Source organism: Bacillus cereus group sp. BfR-BA-01524, from assembly GCF_022662595.1.
Taxonomy (GTDB): domain Bacteria; phylum Bacillota; class Bacilli; order Bacillales; family Bacillaceae_G; genus Bacillus_A; species Bacillus_A thuringiensis_S.
On record NZ_JAKUDW010000062.1, the window covers coordinates 16,980 to 31,593 of the forward strand.

Genomic DNA, 14,614 nt, shown 5'->3' on the forward strand with positions numbered 1-14,614 from the left:
TAAAACAGTGCCTGATAAGGGCACTGTTTACTCTTTTCCATCTTAAGGAATCGACTTTTTTAGTTATTCTTAATGAACTAACGCATGCGTTAGTTACATAAGTAAGAGGTTTGAAAAAATAGCCTGTATATATTTGAACGATGAATTACCTATTTTCTTTTGTTTGTTCGCATTATATACCGAAAATTTCGGGAAACGAAACGTATTATTTATCTGTTTGTTTTTGCTTTTTTTTCAAATACTCCGCACGCAATTGTTCAAGTTGCTGCTTTTTATCAAATTTGGCAGGCTTCTGTTTTTCATGAAACTTTGCCACAGCTACCTGACTTTTGGAATCCAATTGATATTTTCCCACTTTGTTCACCTACTTTTCTTGTCTTTAAAGAGAATCTATTCAACAAATATAATATACCTTATTTTACTGAAGTAAACCTTATTACTTTATTTCATCTGCTTTTTCTCGTTTGTAGACGTAAATTAAAACACCCTTTCACTGCATTACTGCAAGCAAGGGTGTTTTAATTGTAGTATTTTATTAGTCGATGGCTATGCCCGCATAAGGGCCCTTTTTACTCTTTCCCATCCAATAAACGACCAAGTCCACCTAATACACTACCTTCACCAGTACTTTGCGCTGCTGGGCTTGTAAGGCGTGCTGCTAATCGGCTAAGTGTTAAGGACTGAATCCAAACTGTTCCAGGACCTTCTAATGTTGCGAAGAATAAACCCTCACCGCCAAATAGAGCTGTTTTTACTTTTCCAACGAACTCGATATCATAGTTAATATCTTTTGTCATGGCAACGAGACAACCTGTATCAATGCGAAGTTTCTCACCAGGTTTTAATTCACGTTTATATACAGTTCCGCCTGCGTGCATGAAAGCAAGGCCGTCACCTTCAAGTTTCTGCATGATAAAACCTTCACCGCCGAAGAAACCAGTTCCTATTTTTTTCGTAAATTCAATTCCGATAGAAACCCCTTTTGCGGCACAAAGAAAGGCATCTTTTTGACAAACTATTTTTCCTTGATATTCTGTTAAATCTACAGGAATAATTTTACCAGGATAAGGAGCAGCAAATGAGACGTGGCGTTTGCCGTGACCTGTATTTGTAAATACAGTCATAAACATACTTTCGCCTGTAACGAGACGTTTACCAGCGCCCATTAATTTGCCGAATAAACCGTTAGATGGGCCAGAACCGTCACCAAAGATTGTTTCCATTTCAATGTAATCTTCCATCATCATCATTGCGCCAGCTTCTGCGATAACGCTTTCTTTTGGATCTAATTCAATTTCAACAAACTGCATATCATCGCCATATAACTTATACTCGATTTCATGTGCTTGCATTTTTTCACCTCATAAATATGTAGTAATTATATTGTACAGAAGTTAAAAGAATTAGAGTACTGTATTTTTGTTAATTTTTGAATAAAAATAGAATGAAAATTTAAGGTTATACTAGGATTATAAAAAATGATGTAATGAAAGTGTTCTCATTTGACGTTTTCGATATAGCATGATATAGTGAAAGCACTATTGAGCTACATAATGTGGTACGGAAATAAAGCACGTTGTATTAAAGGCTGTAAGCTTGTTATACATTCATGTCCTTTATATCCACCTTTTCATGTGGATTCATAGTTTCATTTTTATTTAGGAGGTACATGACATGCAAACAGGTAAAGTTAAATGGTTTAACGGCGAAAAAGGTTTTGGCTTCATCGAAGTTGAAGGCGGAGAAGACGTATTCGTACATTTCTCAGCTATCCAAGGCGACGGCTTCAAAACTTTAGAAGAAGGTCAAGAAGTTTCTTTCGAAATCGTTGAAGGAAACCGCGGACCACAAGCAGCTAACGTTACAAAAAACTAATTAGCTAGCGATAAAAAGCATTCCGATTTTCGGAATGCTTTTTTTTATTCTTTGGAACTAGATTCATTTGAAGATAATTCGCCCTTAAAGGTACGCTCTTCAAAGTCATCAAGCATTTGTTCATATTCTTCATGTTCCTCTGTGGCGAAAACTTGTGGATTTTTCCCGTACATATCCGTGCCGATGAAGTTTTCGAAATCCTCTACGTATCCTACATTTTCCTCGCTATTTATATACATGCCATTATAGTTTTTTGAATCTTGTCTTTCTAAATCAGACGGTGTTTCAGACGTTCCGTAATTTGCGACGTCTTGCCATGCATCTTCCGCGTCATACTCGACAGAATAGTCTTCATCGTGCTTACGGAAAGAAGGGGACAATACTTCTTCTTCAACTGGACGCGTATCCATATTTAATTTATTTGTCGCGTGCTGAACGCATGTTGTAGCAGTAGGCATTGCTTCTAATCTTTCGAATGGAATCTCCACGCCAGATACTTCACAAATGCCGTACGTACCAGCTTCAATTTTTTGCAGAGCATGTTTTGTATCATCTAGTTGTTTATGCCAAAATTCGATGAGTCCGAAATCCTTTTCTCGTTCGTATAATTCTGTAGCCATATCACCTGGATGGTTGTCATAGCTAGACAGTTCTCCTACTGAATCACGTTCAGAAGCACGATCTGTATTTTCATGAGTCTGTATCGTTTGTTCCAGTTCTTGTTTTTGTTTTTCTAAAATGGATTTAAATTGACCTATTTGTTGTGGAGTTAACATAGTCGTCCACCTTCCTACAATTCAGTTTCTTTACATAGTATGAGCGTTGAGAGTAGGAATTATGAGATGAATTTCAGATATGAAAAAGGAGCCGCATAAGCAGCTCCTTTTATAGAAAGTATCCAAGTAATAATCCGATTCCCATTAGGAAACCGAAGATTGTATTTGTTTTTGCTGTTGCAATCATCGCAGGTACCATTTCCATTGGAATGCTTTTGCCGATAAAGCCTTTTGTCGCTTTAAATGCTTTCGGTGCACTTAAAAATACGATAAGCATCCATGGTGATACGATGCCCACGATAATTAAAGCAATTGTCCAAATGTAGGAAACGATGAACATCGAAGCAAGTACACCAACAGCTCTTTCACGTCCAACGAGAATTGCTAACGTTTTACGACCGTTTTCTTTATCGCCATCCAAGTCACGAATATTATTAGCTAGTAAAATGGCACCAATTAAAATGGAGCTTGGAATAGATAGTAAAATGACTTCTGATGTTATAGTGCCAGTTTGAATAAAGAATGAAATCCCAATAATAATGACACCCATAAATAATCCGGCTGTCAATTCCCCAAATGGTGTATATGCAATTGGAAGTGGGCCACCTGTATAAAGGTAAGCAACGGCCATACAAACAAGACCGATTGCAGCAAGCCACCAGCTAGAATTTATACAAATATAAACACCTAATAGTATTGCGATGCCGAAAAATCCAAATGCTAAGTTAAGCACTGTTTTTGGCTGAATGCCATCGCGAACGATAGCGCCGCCGATACCAACTGAACCTTCGTGATCGAGTCCTCTTTTATAATCAAAGTATTCATTAAACATGTTTGTTGCTGCTTGAATGAGAAGACAAGCAAGAAGCATCATAAGGAAAAGAGGAAGATGTATTTGATTTATACCTCCGACCTGCATCGAATATGCTGTTCCGATGAAAACAGGAACGAAAGCGGCTGTTAATGTATGGGGACGTAGTAAACTCCACCAGATGCGCCAGCCTGTTTGCTTACTTGGCTTTGGCGCCGTAGGAGAGGAATTCGTTTTGACGTTCATTTCCATGTTGAATCCTCCTTTGGTCACATATTGTACAAAACTAAGTGTAGAAAAAGCATCATTTAGTGTCAACGTTTATTTTCTAGGAAGAGAAGGTGAATTTCTCAGAAATGCTAAACGTTGACAGGCCTTTCGTTTGAGGTGTATCTTAAAATCAAGCGTAATTATGACTATTTTTCGCCCATAGGGGGGAGACAATTGTGATTCAAACGAAACAAAAAGGCTTGCAAGAAGTTCTTATTGCAGCCATAAAGCGTGCAACTAACGAAAAAACATTGGTTAGTTTTGTAAAACAAATAGACTGGGTGGATCCGCTTCTGTTCTATGCAGCAGGAAAGAGGATTTCATTCGAAAATAGATGTTATTTTGCAGACCCGGCTCAGCATGTAATATTGGCAGGAATTGGCTCTGTTTTCACTATAGCAAATTCTTCTCATAAGCGCTTTCAAACTGCTCGTGACGAGTGGGAGAAAGTAAAAGAGAATGCATTTCTCCAAAGAGATGAATATGAATTTGGAACGGGTCCGCTTTTATTTGGTGGTTTTTCATTTGATCCAGAAAAAGAGAAAACGGACCTATGGAAAGAATTTAAGGATACGACATTTTCACTACCAGCATTTTTATTAACTGTAAAAAATGAAAAAGCATGGTTAACGATGAATACATTTGTTTCAGCAACAGATTGTGCAGAAACTCTTTATAACGAAATGATTTCTTTAGAAGAGAAAATTTTGGGAGAGAGTAAATGTGCGCTAAACGGATCGAAATTAACTGTTATTTCTAAAGTAGAAGTGGATCCGAAAGGCTGGATGAAAGCAATTGAAAAAGTACAAGATGAGATGAAGCAGGGTAACGTACAGAAGGTTGTATTGGCGAGAGAACTAAAAGTAGAGATGAATCATTCTATTGATTCCGCTCTTGTTTTAGAAGCACTTCGCATTGGTCAACCAGATTGTTACGTATTTTCTTTTGATTATAAAGGAGCATGCTTCTTAGGAGCGACACCAGAACGATTAATTCGCAAAGAGGATGAAAAATTTACATCGATGTGTCTTGCTGGTTCAATCGGTCATGGTCATTCTATAGAAGACAGTGAACGAAATAGTAATGAGCTTCTTCATGATGAAAAGAATTTAGCTGAACATGGTTATGTTGTTAACATGATTCGCTCCGTACTAAATGAACATTGCGAATACGTTAATATTCCGGAAAGCCCAGGCTTATTAACAACGAAAAACTTAATTCACTTATATACGCCTGTAGAAGCAAAAGGCGGTGCGAGTCTTTTAACAATGGTAGAAGAATTACATCCAACACCAGCTCTTGGCGGGACACCTCGTTTGGCAGCGATGAAACTGATTCGTGATGTTGAATTGTTAGACAGAGGATTGTATGGTGCACCGATTGGCTGGATAGATGATGAAGGAAATGGTGAATTTGCGGTTGCACTGCGCTGCGGATTATTAAACGGCGAGAAAGCATCCTTATTTGCCGGTTGTGGTATTGTAATTGATTCAATCCCGCAGCTTGAATATGAAGAAACAAGTTTGAAGTTTAGACCGATGCTTGGTGCTTTGGAGGAATTAATGAAATGAACAATCATATAGAAGCATTATCATATTATTTAGGCGCGTTCGTGGATGAACTGACGCGTCTAGATGTATGTGATGTTGTCATTAGTCCAGGCTCACGGTCAACGCCGATTGCTTTACTAATGGAACAACATGAAGGAATGAACACATATTTACATGTAGATGAAAGATCAGCAGGATTTTTCGCGCTCGGTATTGCGAAAGCGAAGAAACGCCCAGTAGCATTATTGTGTACGTCAGGAACAGCAGCAGCTAATTACTATCCAGCTGTATGTGAAGCTTTTCATTCAAGGGTCCCGCTTATCGTCTTAACAGCGGATAGACCGCATGAATTAAGAGATGTAGGTGCACCACAAGCAATGAATCAATTTAATTTATACGGTACTTTTGTGAAGCAATTTACAGAGATGGCACTGCCAGAAGCGAGTGAAATGATGTATCATTACGCTCGTATGACGACGCAGCGCATAGTAGCAAGTGCTTGTTTAGCGCCGCAGGGTCCTGTTCACCTTAATTTTCCAGTTCGCGAACCACTTATCCCTGATTTCTCACTAGAAAGCTTATGGGATAAAGGACGTAGTGAATATACAGGAGTAGTTCAGCAAGGAAACGTGACGATGCCGAGTGAATATGTAGATTCTCTTGTAGGGCGCCTTTCACATATGGAAAAGGGGCTTATTATTTGTGGTGATGATAGTCATTCGGAAATTGCAATGTTTGCCACAGAACTGGCTGAAAAAACTGGCTATCCTATATTAGCAGACCCACTTTCTAATATTCGTAGCGGACACCACGATAAAACGATGGTAATTGACTGTTACGATACATTTTTACGAAATGAACAGTTAAAAGAAACGTGGAAACCGGACGTTTTAATTCGCTTTGGTGGTATGCCTGTTTCGAAATCATTAACGCAGTTCATAAAAAAACAAACGAAAGCAGTTCATATCGTTGTCGATGAATCAGGACAATGGAGAGATCCAGCTCTTGTTGCGACAGAAGTTGTGCAAGCAAGTGACATTGAATTCTGCAAGGCAGTAATAGAAAAAATGCCAGTTATGAAAAAGAATGATTGGTTCGTAATGTGGCAACATATAAACGAAAAAACGAAGGAAACGCTTCGTGAAATAGAAACATATGATACTGCATTTGAAGGAAAGGTTATTACGGATATTGTACGCGTATTACCAGAAGGAGCAACATTATTTGCGAGCAATAGTATGCCAATTCGTGATACAGATTCATTCTTCTTCAAATCGGATAAAAACATTCAAGTGATGGCAAATCGTGGTGTAAATGGTATTGATGGAATTATTTCGACAGCTTTAGGAGCGAGTATTATTTGTAATCCGCTCGTATTAGTTATCGGTGATTTATCGTTTTATCATGATTTAAATGGACTGTTAGCAGCGAAATTACATGAATTAAACATAACAATTGTCGTTGTAAATAATGACGGCGGGGGGATTTTCTCATTCTTACCGCAATATGAGAAAAAGGAACATTTCGAATCATTATTTGGAACACCAATTGGCCTTGATTATGAGCATGTTGTCAAAATGTACGGTGGTTCATTTAGCCGTGTAAATGGTTGGGAAAACTTCCGAGAAGAGGTACAAAAAGGAACGACTGCAAAAGGTTTACACGTTGTGGAAATTTGTACAAACCGTGATGAAAACTTAACGTTGCACCGTACATTATGGGCAAAAACGATGGACGTAATTACTACATCTTTGCAAGGTGAATCAAAATGAACGTAACGCTGCAAGGTGTATCGTATGAATATGAAGTAGTTGGAAGCGGAGAACCACTTCTACTTCTTCATGGTTTTACGGGAAGCATGGAAACGTGGCGTTCTTTCGTTCCTTCGTGGAGCGAGCAATTTCAAGTCATTTTAGTAGACATTGTTGGGCATGGAAAAACGGAAAGTCCTGAAGATGTAATGCATTATGATATTCGAAATGTAGCATTGCAAATGAAAGAGCTACTGGATTATCTTCATATTGAAAAAGCACACATACTTGGCTATTCAATGGGCGGTAGACTGGCGATTACGATGGCATGTTTATATCCGGAGTATGTACATTCCCTTGTATTAGAAAATTGTACAGCTGGGCTCAAAAGTGAAGAGGATAGAAAAGAACGTCGTGAAAAAGATGAGCGACTTGCTCATAAAATTGAGCGAGAAGGCATCAATAGTTTTGTATCGATGTGGGAAAATATTCCGCTGTTTGAAACGCAAAAAAATTTAGCAAAAAATGCACAAGAAGCGGTGCGAAAAGAACGACTTGCTAACAATCCAAAAGGACTTGCAAATAGCTTGCGCGGCATGGGAACGGGGGCTCAGTCTTCATGGTGGGACGAGCTGCAAAACTTAAAAATGCCTGTTCTTTTAATGAACGGGGAGTATGACGAAAAGTTCTTTCGCATATTAAAAAACATCGAAAAATGCGTGTCTGATGCGAAAATTGTCAAAATTCATGGTGCTGGCCATGCAATTCATGTGGAACAACCGGAAAAGTTTGATACAATAGTAAAGGGATTTCTAAAAACTATGCAGTGATGCTTTTTTCAGCAAGAAGGAAGTCACACTTATAGATGAGATCAGAAATATACAAGGAGGTAGTTGTAATGGCTATTGAATGGGTAAAAGAAGGCAATTACGAAGATATTATTTATTCAACATACAATGGTATCGCAAAGATTTCGATTAACCGTCCTGAAGTACATAACGCATTTCGTCCTAAAACGGTAATGGAGTTAATCAACGCTTTTGCACACGCTCGTGATGATGCAAATGTTGGCGTTATCATTTTAACAGGTGAAGGTGGACGTGCATTCTGTTCTGGCGGCGACCAAAAGGTTCGCGGTCATGGTGGATATGTAGGTGACGACCAAATCCCTCGTTTAAACGTATTAGACTTACAACGTCTAATTCGCGCAATTCCTAAACCAGTTATCGCAATGGTAGCAGGTTATGCAATCGGTGGTGGACACGTACTTCATATCGTATGTGATTTAACAATCGCTGCAGACAACGCTGTATTCGGACAAACAGGTCCTAAAGTAGGAAGCTTTGACGGTGGGTACGGAGCTGGTTACCTAGCTCGTATGGTAGGCCACAAGAAAGCTCGTGAAATTTGGTACCTATGCCGTCAATACAATGCACAAGAAGCGCTTGATATGGGCTTAGTAAACACAGTAGTACCATTAGAAGAGCTTGAAGCAGAAACAGTACAATGGGCACAAGAAATTTTAGCAAACAGCCCAATGGCACTTCGTTTCCTAAAAGCTGCATTCAACGCAGACACAGACGGTCTAGCTGGTATTCAACAACTAGCTGGAGATGCAACGTTATTGTACTATACAACTGACGAAGCAAAAGAAGGTCGTGACGCGTTCAAAGAAAAACGCAGTCCGGACTTCGGTCAATTCCCTCGTTTCCCTTGATGAAAGCGAAGCCGACTGTTTAGCCCCGTTGGCTAAGGTTCTTTCGCACAGAAAGTGTTTTTTACTTTCTCGTGCGGAAGGTTCTTAGACGGAAGGGGCTAGGAGGCGCAGCTGGATAAGGTCAAACCGGAAACAAAACAACTAAGAGACTTGATGTCATATCAAGTCTCTTTCTTTCATGAAAGGAGAATGAGTGATGGAGACGATGCCAAATTGGTTAATGCAGCGTGCATTTTTAACACCAGACCGCACTGCAATTGAAATAGAGGAAGAGAAAGTTACTTTTATGGAGCTACATGAAAAAGTAGTATCTGTTTGTGAACACCTTACGTATGTTGGAGTGAAGCGAGGGCAAAAGGTGGCTGTTCTGATGAAAAATGGTATGGAGATGATTACAGTTATTCACGCCCTATCTTATGTAGGTGCAGTAGCTGTGCTTTTAAATACGCGTCTTTCAAGAGAAGAGCTACTTTGGCAAATGGATGATGCTAAAGTTATTTGTTTAGTGACGGATCAAGATTTTGATGCTAAAGATGTTCCTGTCTATTCATTCGCTGAAGTGATGAATGGACCGAAGGCGGAAGCATCTATACAAGAGGAATTTTCTTTAGAAGAAGCGATGACAATTATTTATACGTCTGGGACAACAGGGAAACCGAAAGGCGTTATTTTAACGTACGGTAATCATTGGGCAAGCGCAGTCGGTTCTTCGCTTAACTTAGGGCTTCGTGATGATGATTGTTGGTTAGCTTGTATGCCGATGTTCCACGTTGGCGGGCTATCTCTTTTAATGAAAAATATTATGTACGGCATGCGCATTTTACTCGTTCCGAAATATGATGCGGATTTTATTCATAAAGCACTTCAAACGAGAGGTGTAACGATTATTTCTGTCGTCTCAAAAATGTTAACTGATTTATTAGAGAGACTTGGAGAAGGAACATATCCATCTTCTTTACGATGCATGTTACTTGGCGGAGGACCAGCGCCGAAACCATTATTAGAAACGTGTGTGGAAAAAGGAATTCCAGTGTATCAAACGTACGGTATGACAGAAACGTCGTCTCAAATTTGTACGTTATCAGCTGATTACATGTTAACGAAAGTAGGATCAGCTGGAAAGCCACTATTTCAGTGCCAACTTCGCATCGAAAAGGACGGCGTAGTAGTGCCGCCACATGCGGAAGGTGAAATTGTAGTAAAAGGGCCGAACGTAACAGGCGGTTATTTTAACCGTGAAGATGCGACGAGTGAGACAATTCAAAACGGATGGCTTCATACTGGTGACCTCGGTTATTTAGATGAAGAAGGATTTTTATACGTATTAGACCGCCGCAGCGATTTAATTATTTCTGGCGGAGAGAATATATACCCGGCTCAAATTGAAGAAGTGTTGCTTTCTCATCCGATGATAGTGGAAGCAGGTGTTGTCGGTATGTCTGACGATAAATGGGGACAAGTACCAGCTGCTTTTATTGTAAAAAGCGGGGCGGTAACAGAAGAAGAAATTCTTCAATTTTGTGAGGAGAAATTAGCGAAATATAAAGTGCCGAAGAAAGCATGTTTCTTAGAGGAATTACCACGTAACGCTTCGAAAAAATTGTTAAGACGAGAGCTAAGACAATTAGTGGAGGAGATGTAGGTGGAGATAAAAAAAGCGACACTTCATATAACGGAAATGCCACTCGTAATCCCGTTCGCTGCAAGCTACGGGACTTACGAAAAGCGCGAGAGTATCGTTATTGAATTGGAGGATACGGACGGGTACATCGGATTTGGGGAAGTCGTTGCATTTTCTGAACCGTGGTATACGGAAGAAACGGTGAAGACAGCGCTGCATGTACTGCAAGATTTTTTATTACCTGATTTATTAAAGGCTGAAATTTCACATCCGAATGAAGTGCCATGTTTGTTCCAGCATATAAAAAGAAACCGAATGGCAAAGGCGGGAATTGAAGGGGCTGTTTGGGATTTATATGCGAAGCGTCAAAAGAAATCGCTAGCGACAGTACTTGGCGGAACTAGTCCTGAGATTGAAGTCGGCGTTGTAATTGGGATCAATACAATTCCGGTTATGTTAAAACAAATCGAGAAGTACGTGGAAGAAGGATACGAGCGTTTTAAAGTGAAAATAAAGCCAGAACATGATTACGAATTATTGAAAGAGATTCGTAAAGAGTTTCCGCATATCCCACTAATGGCAGATGCGAATTCAGCGTATACATTAGCGGATACAGAGAGGCTGAAACGACTAGATGAATTCCAATTAATGATGATTGAACAACCGTTAGCGGATTACGATTTTCTTGATCATGCACAGTTGCAAAAGAAAATTGAAACGCCGATTTGTTTAGATGAAAGTATTCATAGTTTAGAAGACGCGCGCGTTGCGATTACGCTTGGCAGCTGCCAAATTGTGAACATTAAGCCAGGGCGAGTGGGTGGACTAACAGAATCTATTCAAATCCATAATTATTGCATGGAGCATAATATCCCTGTTTGGTGCGGCGGTATGGTAGAGATGGGGATTTCACGAGCGCAAAATGTTGCTCTTGCTTCATTACCTAACTTTACGATTCCAGGCGACATATCTGCTTCTAGTAGACATTGGCAGAGGGATATTATTTCACCGGAAGTGACGCTTGAGGGCGGGAAAGTGATGGTGCCGCAAAGCGTTGATGCTGAGTATGAAGTAGACCGCGGAAGGCTGGCGGAAATCACGAAGCAGCGGATTGTGTTTGAACGGTAAATGGAAGTTTGATTAGGATACCCGCAAGTAGCGAGAGGATTTTGTCGTTCATTGTCGGTAAGTCGATATATTTCAATAATCGCTGATATAATTCGAGTTACGGTCGATATAATTGAAAAATCGCTGATATAATTCAAGTTGTGGTCGATATATTTGGAAAATCGCTGATATAATTTTATTTACCAAGGTTACTCTAACGAGTAGCCTTTTTGTATTGTACAAATTGGATAGACTAGTTTACAATCGAGCGTATAAAAATGGAATGAAAAGGGGGAGTAAAATGAAGCGCATTTCAATTTTAATAGCTGATGATGAGGCGGAAATTGCTGACTTAATTGAGATACATTTAGAAAAAGAAGGGTACCATGTTGTGAAAGCAGCGGATGGGGAAGAGGCAGTTCATATTATTGAAACGAAGCCAATCGACTTGGTAGTTTTAGATATTATGATGCCGAAAATGGATGGTTATGAGGTGACGCGTCAAATTCGCGCGAAACATCATATGCCGATTATTTTTTTAAGCGCGAAAACTTCGGACTTTGATAAGGTGACAGGTCTTGTACTAGGTGCGGATGATTATATGACGAAGCCTTTCACACCAATAGAATTAGTTGCACGTGTAAATGCACAACTGCGTAGGTTTTTTACGTTAAATCACCCGAAAGTAGCGGAGAGTAAATCTGCTTTAGAAATAGGCGGAGTCGTAATTAATCCTGAGCGCAGGACGGTTGATGTGTATGGTGAGCAAATTGAATTAACGCCGAAAGAGTTCGATATTCTATATTTATTAGCAAGTCATCCGAAGAAAGTATACAATGTGGAAAATATTTTTCAGCACGTATGGGCAGATGATTATTATGAAGGTGGAAATACAGTAATGGTACATATTCGTACTTTGCGGAAGAAACTTGGAGAAGATAAAAGAAAGGATAAATTAATAAAAACAGTGTGGGGAGTAGGTTATACTTTCAATGGCTAATATGATGAAAAGCTTTCGATTTAAAATGATTGCCTTATTTGCGTTAAGTATGGTGCTTGCAGCAACTGTAACTTATATAATTTATAAAGGATTGCAGTTGTATTATAAAACGATGGTTCGCTACGAAGAGCCTTTAGCACAATTTAGGTCAATGGTAAGGGAATTTGGAGACATTAACTTCTTTTTAATTTTCTTTATTCCGTTATCTATTATCTTTTTCTTCTTTTTGACAAAACCGTATTTAAAATACTTTGATGAAATTTCTAATGGGATTCATCATCTTGCGAACGGTAACTTTACGAATAAAGTTCAAGTTTCATCAAATGATGAGTTTGGAAATATCGCGCGTGAAATAAATGTTGCAAGTGAAAAGTTAAAAGAAGCTGTTGAAAGAGGAGATTTTGCAGAAAGTAGTAAAGATCAGCTTGTTGTGAATTTAGCTCATGATTTAAGAACACCGTTAACATCCGTGTTAGGATATTTAGATTTAATTCTTAAAGATGAAAATTTAACAAAAGAACAAATTAAACATTTCTCCACAATTGCATATACAAAATCGCAAAGACTGGAAAGTTTAATTGATGAGCTATTTGAAATTACACGTATGAATTATGGCATGCTAAAGCTGGATAAAAAGCCGATTGATATAAGTGAGTTGCTTATACAGTTAGAGGAGGAATTGTATCCGTTATTAGAAAAACATCATTTAGAAGCTAGATTAAACGTGGCTCCTCATTTACCGATGCACGGTGATGGAAAATTGTTAGCTAGAGTATTTGAAAACTTATTAACAAATGCCGTTCGTTACGGGTACGATGGGCAATTTGTTGATATGAATGGATATGTTGATAATGGAGAAGTTGTCGTACAAATTATGAATTACGGAGATAGCATTCCGGAAGAAGATTTACCGTATCTTTTTGATATGTTCTATACAGGTGATAAAGCAAGAACTGAGAACCGTGGCGGGACTGGCCTAGGACTATTTATTGCGAAAAATATTGTCGAGCAACATAACGGTACGATTTCTGCTGAGAGCAATGTAGTTAGAACGCTATTTGAAGTACGATTGCCAAAAGACGAGAATGTAACAATTTAATAAAAATTTAAACTTTACCCCACTTTTTATTTTAATAGTTTTTTCTATTCTATACGTAAGTTACGTTAAGGAGGAACTAGAAATGAAAAAGTGGGTATTTATTTCTTTTTTTATAGCATGCACAGTATGTGTAGGCGTTTATATATCACCGTTATTTCAAAAGGAAATCGATGTTAAAATTGTCGGGAAAGATGAGCTAGTAAAGGCGGCAAACACTGAGAGGAAAGAGATTACGAAGGAACAAATTTATAAGGGCGATTTATTATTAGTTAACAGGGATTATCCAGTAAAAAAAGATAGTATTAGGTCTGATATTATAAATGTAAATCATAATAATGAATTAGTAAGAGGTTATGTAATATTTGATAGAAATCTTCGTTTATCAAAGGATGTTGTGAAAAAGTTTTTGAACGTTGTCGATGCGGCTGGAAAAGAAAGTGTTAACCATTTTTTGATTAGTAGTGGTTATAGAGATTTCCAAGAGCAAAAACAGCTATATGAAAAAATGGGATCTGATTATGCACTTCCAGCAGGATACAGTGAACATAATTTAGGATTATCACTGGACATTGGGTCTACTCAAAAGAAAATGGAGAAAGCGCCTGAAGGAAAATGGATTGAAGAGAACGTATGGAAGCATGGCTTTGTATTACGTTATCCGAAAAATAAAAGTAACATTACTGGAATTCAATATGAGCCATGGCATATCCGTTATGTCGGCCTACCTCATAGCGCAATTATGCAAAAAAAGAATTTTACACTAGAGGAATATTTAGAGTTTTTAAAAGAGGAAAAAGAGGTTTCAACTGAAGTAGAAGGTAAGAAATATACTGTTTCTTATTATAAAGTTTCTGAGAATACGAAAGTGAACGTTCCAGCAAACAAGCAGTATGAAATTTCCGGGAACAATATGGATGGGGTTATTGTGACGGTTCAGGAATAGAGAAAAAGGCTGTGCCATTTGGGACAGCCTTTTCTTATATAAGAAAGGAAGTGACGTTTTTTGTCGGTAAATCGATATTCTTTGTCGAATCGTT

Annotated in this window: 14 protein-coding genes; 10 read left to right on the forward strand and 4 right to left on the reverse strand. The window is 38.6% G+C overall.

Features of this window, described 5'->3' with window-relative positions:
- Window positions 1-205: 205 nt before the first annotated feature.
- Together MR170_RS20575 and MR170_RS20580 are read right to left on the reverse strand one after the other, a co-directional pair.
- The gene (locus tag MR170_RS20575; protein ID WP_000521642.1) at window positions 206-355 is read right to left on the reverse strand and encodes a hypothetical protein; all 150 of its coding nucleotides are present in this window, start codon (window positions 353-355) and stop codon (window positions 206-208) included.
- Window positions 356-569: 214 nt separating this feature from the next.
- The gene (locus MR170_RS20580) at window positions 570-1,352 is read right to left on the reverse strand and encodes a TIGR00266 family protein (RefSeq protein WP_043935179.1); all 783 of its coding nucleotides are present in this window, start codon (window positions 1,350-1,352) and stop codon (window positions 570-572) included.
- A gap of 322 nt (window positions 1,353-1,674) precedes the next feature.
- Here MR170_RS20580 and cspD point away from each other — a divergent pair, with 322 nt between their 5' ends.
- Entirely contained in the window at window positions 1,675-1,875 is a 201-nt protein-coding gene (gene cspD, locus MR170_RS20585) for a cold-shock protein CspD (protein WP_001193052.1), read from the forward strand.
- Window positions 1,876-1,919: 44 nt separating this feature from the next.
- Here the strand turns inward: cspD and MR170_RS20590 are convergent, their stop codons facing one another.
- Both MR170_RS20590 and MR170_RS20595 read right to left on the reverse strand, forming a co-directional pair.
- Window positions 1,920-2,651, reverse strand: coding sequence for a yteA family sporulation protein (locus MR170_RS20590; RefSeq protein WP_242309061.1), 732 nt, complete (start codon window positions 2,649-2,651; stop codon window positions 1,920-1,922).
- A gap of 109 nt (window positions 2,652-2,760) precedes the next feature.
- The gene (locus tag MR170_RS20595; RefSeq protein WP_242309062.1) at window positions 2,761-3,714 is read right to left on the reverse strand and encodes a 1,4-dihydroxy-2-naphthoate polyprenyltransferase; all 954 of its coding nucleotides are present in this window, start codon (window positions 3,712-3,714) and stop codon (window positions 2,761-2,763) included.
- A 194-nt stretch (window positions 3,715-3,908) separates the two neighbouring features.
- Here MR170_RS20595 and MR170_RS20600 point away from each other — a divergent pair, with 194 nt between their 5' ends.
- The 9 genes from MR170_RS20600 (at window position 3,909) to MR170_RS20640 (ending at window position 14,520) form a co-directional block, all read left to right on the forward strand.
- Entirely contained in the window at window positions 3,909-5,303 is a 1,395-nt protein-coding gene (locus tag MR170_RS20600; protein WP_242309063.1) for an isochorismate synthase, read from the forward strand.
- Entirely contained in the window at window positions 5,300-7,054 is a 1,755-nt protein-coding gene (gene menD / locus MR170_RS20605; RefSeq protein ID WP_105433992.1) for a 2-succinyl-5-enolpyruvyl-6-hydroxy-3-cyclohexene-1-carboxylic-acid synthase, read from the forward strand. Before MR170_RS20600 ends, menD begins: the two co-directional genes overlap by 4 nt.
- A complete protein-coding gene (menH, locus tag MR170_RS20610) occupies window positions 7,051-7,863 on the forward strand; it encodes a 2-succinyl-6-hydroxy-2,4-cyclohexadiene-1-carboxylate synthase (protein ID WP_242309064.1) in 813 nt (270 codons plus the stop codon). Before menD ends, menH begins: the two co-directional genes overlap by 4 nt.
- Window positions 7,864-7,931: 68 nt before the next feature.
- Window positions 7,932-8,750: a 1,4-dihydroxy-2-naphthoyl-CoA synthase gene (gene menB, locus MR170_RS20615; RefSeq protein ID WP_016079909.1), complete on the forward strand. Its 819-nt coding sequence runs from the start codon at window positions 7,932-7,934 to the stop codon at window positions 8,748-8,750.
- Between the two features lie 196 nt (window positions 8,751-8,946).
- Window positions 8,947-10,392, forward strand: coding sequence for an o-succinylbenzoate--CoA ligase (locus MR170_RS20620; RefSeq protein WP_242309065.1), 1,446 nt, complete (start codon window positions 8,947-8,949; stop codon window positions 10,390-10,392).
- Window positions 10,393-11,499 (forward strand): o-succinylbenzoate synthase, encoded by a 1,107-nt coding sequence (menC, locus tag MR170_RS20625; RefSeq protein WP_242309066.1) that lies wholly within the window; start codon window positions 10,393-10,395, stop codon window positions 11,497-11,499.
- Window positions 11,500-11,779: 280 nt separating this feature from the next.
- On the forward strand, window positions 11,780-12,478 hold the full coding sequence (locus MR170_RS20630) for a response regulator transcription factor (protein WP_048564352.1): 699 nt from the start codon (window positions 11,780-11,782) through the stop codon (window positions 12,476-12,478).
- Entirely contained in the window at window positions 12,471-13,577 is a 1,107-nt protein-coding gene (locus MR170_RS20635; protein ID WP_000002599.1) for a sensor histidine kinase, read from the forward strand. Before MR170_RS20630 ends, MR170_RS20635 begins: the two co-directional genes overlap by 8 nt.
- Window positions 13,578-13,659: 82 nt before the next feature.
- On the forward strand, window positions 13,660-14,520 hold the full coding sequence (locus MR170_RS20640) for a M15 family metallopeptidase (protein WP_242309067.1): 861 nt from the start codon (window positions 13,660-13,662) through the stop codon (window positions 14,518-14,520).
- Window positions 14,521-14,614 lie beyond the last annotated feature (94 nt).

Excerpts from the sequence above, each read along its gene's own strand:
- MR170_RS20620 (WP_242309065.1), top strand. The coding sequence starts at position 8,947 with ATGGAGACGATGCCAAATTGGTTAATGCAGCGTGCATTTTTAACACCA.
- cspD (WP_001193052.1), top strand. The coding sequence starts at position 1,675 with ATGCAAACAGGTAAAGTTAAATGGTTTAACGGCGAAAAAGGTTTTGGC.
- MR170_RS20635 (WP_000002599.1), top strand. The coding sequence starts at position 12,471 with ATGGCTAATATGATGAAAAGCTTTCGATTTAAAATGATTGCCTTATTT.
- menB (WP_016079909.1), top strand. The coding sequence starts at position 7,932 with ATGGCTATTGAATGGGTAAAAGAAGGCAATTACGAAGATATTATTTAT.
- MR170_RS20630 (WP_048564352.1), top strand. The coding sequence starts at position 11,780 with ATGAAGCGCATTTCAATTTTAATAGCTGATGATGAGGCGGAAATTGCT.
- MR170_RS20590 (WP_242309061.1), bottom strand. The coding sequence starts at position 2,651 with ATGTTAACTCCACAACAAATAGGTCAATTTAAATCCATTTTAGAAAAA.
- MR170_RS20640 (WP_242309067.1), top strand. The coding sequence starts at position 13,660 with ATGAAAAAGTGGGTATTTATTTCTTTTTTTATAGCATGCACAGTATGT.
- menD (WP_105433992.1), top strand. The coding sequence starts at position 5,300 with ATGAACAATCATATAGAAGCATTATCATATTATTTAGGCGCGTTCGTG.
- MR170_RS20595 (WP_242309062.1), bottom strand. The coding sequence starts at position 3,714 with ATGGAAATGAACGTCAAAACGAATTCCTCTCCTACGGCGCCAAAGCCA.
- MR170_RS20580 (WP_043935179.1), bottom strand. The coding sequence starts at position 1,352 with ATGCAAGCACATGAAATCGAGTATAAGTTATATGGCGATGATATGCAG.
- menH (WP_242309064.1), top strand. The coding sequence starts at position 7,051 with ATGAACGTAACGCTGCAAGGTGTATCGTATGAATATGAAGTAGTTGGA.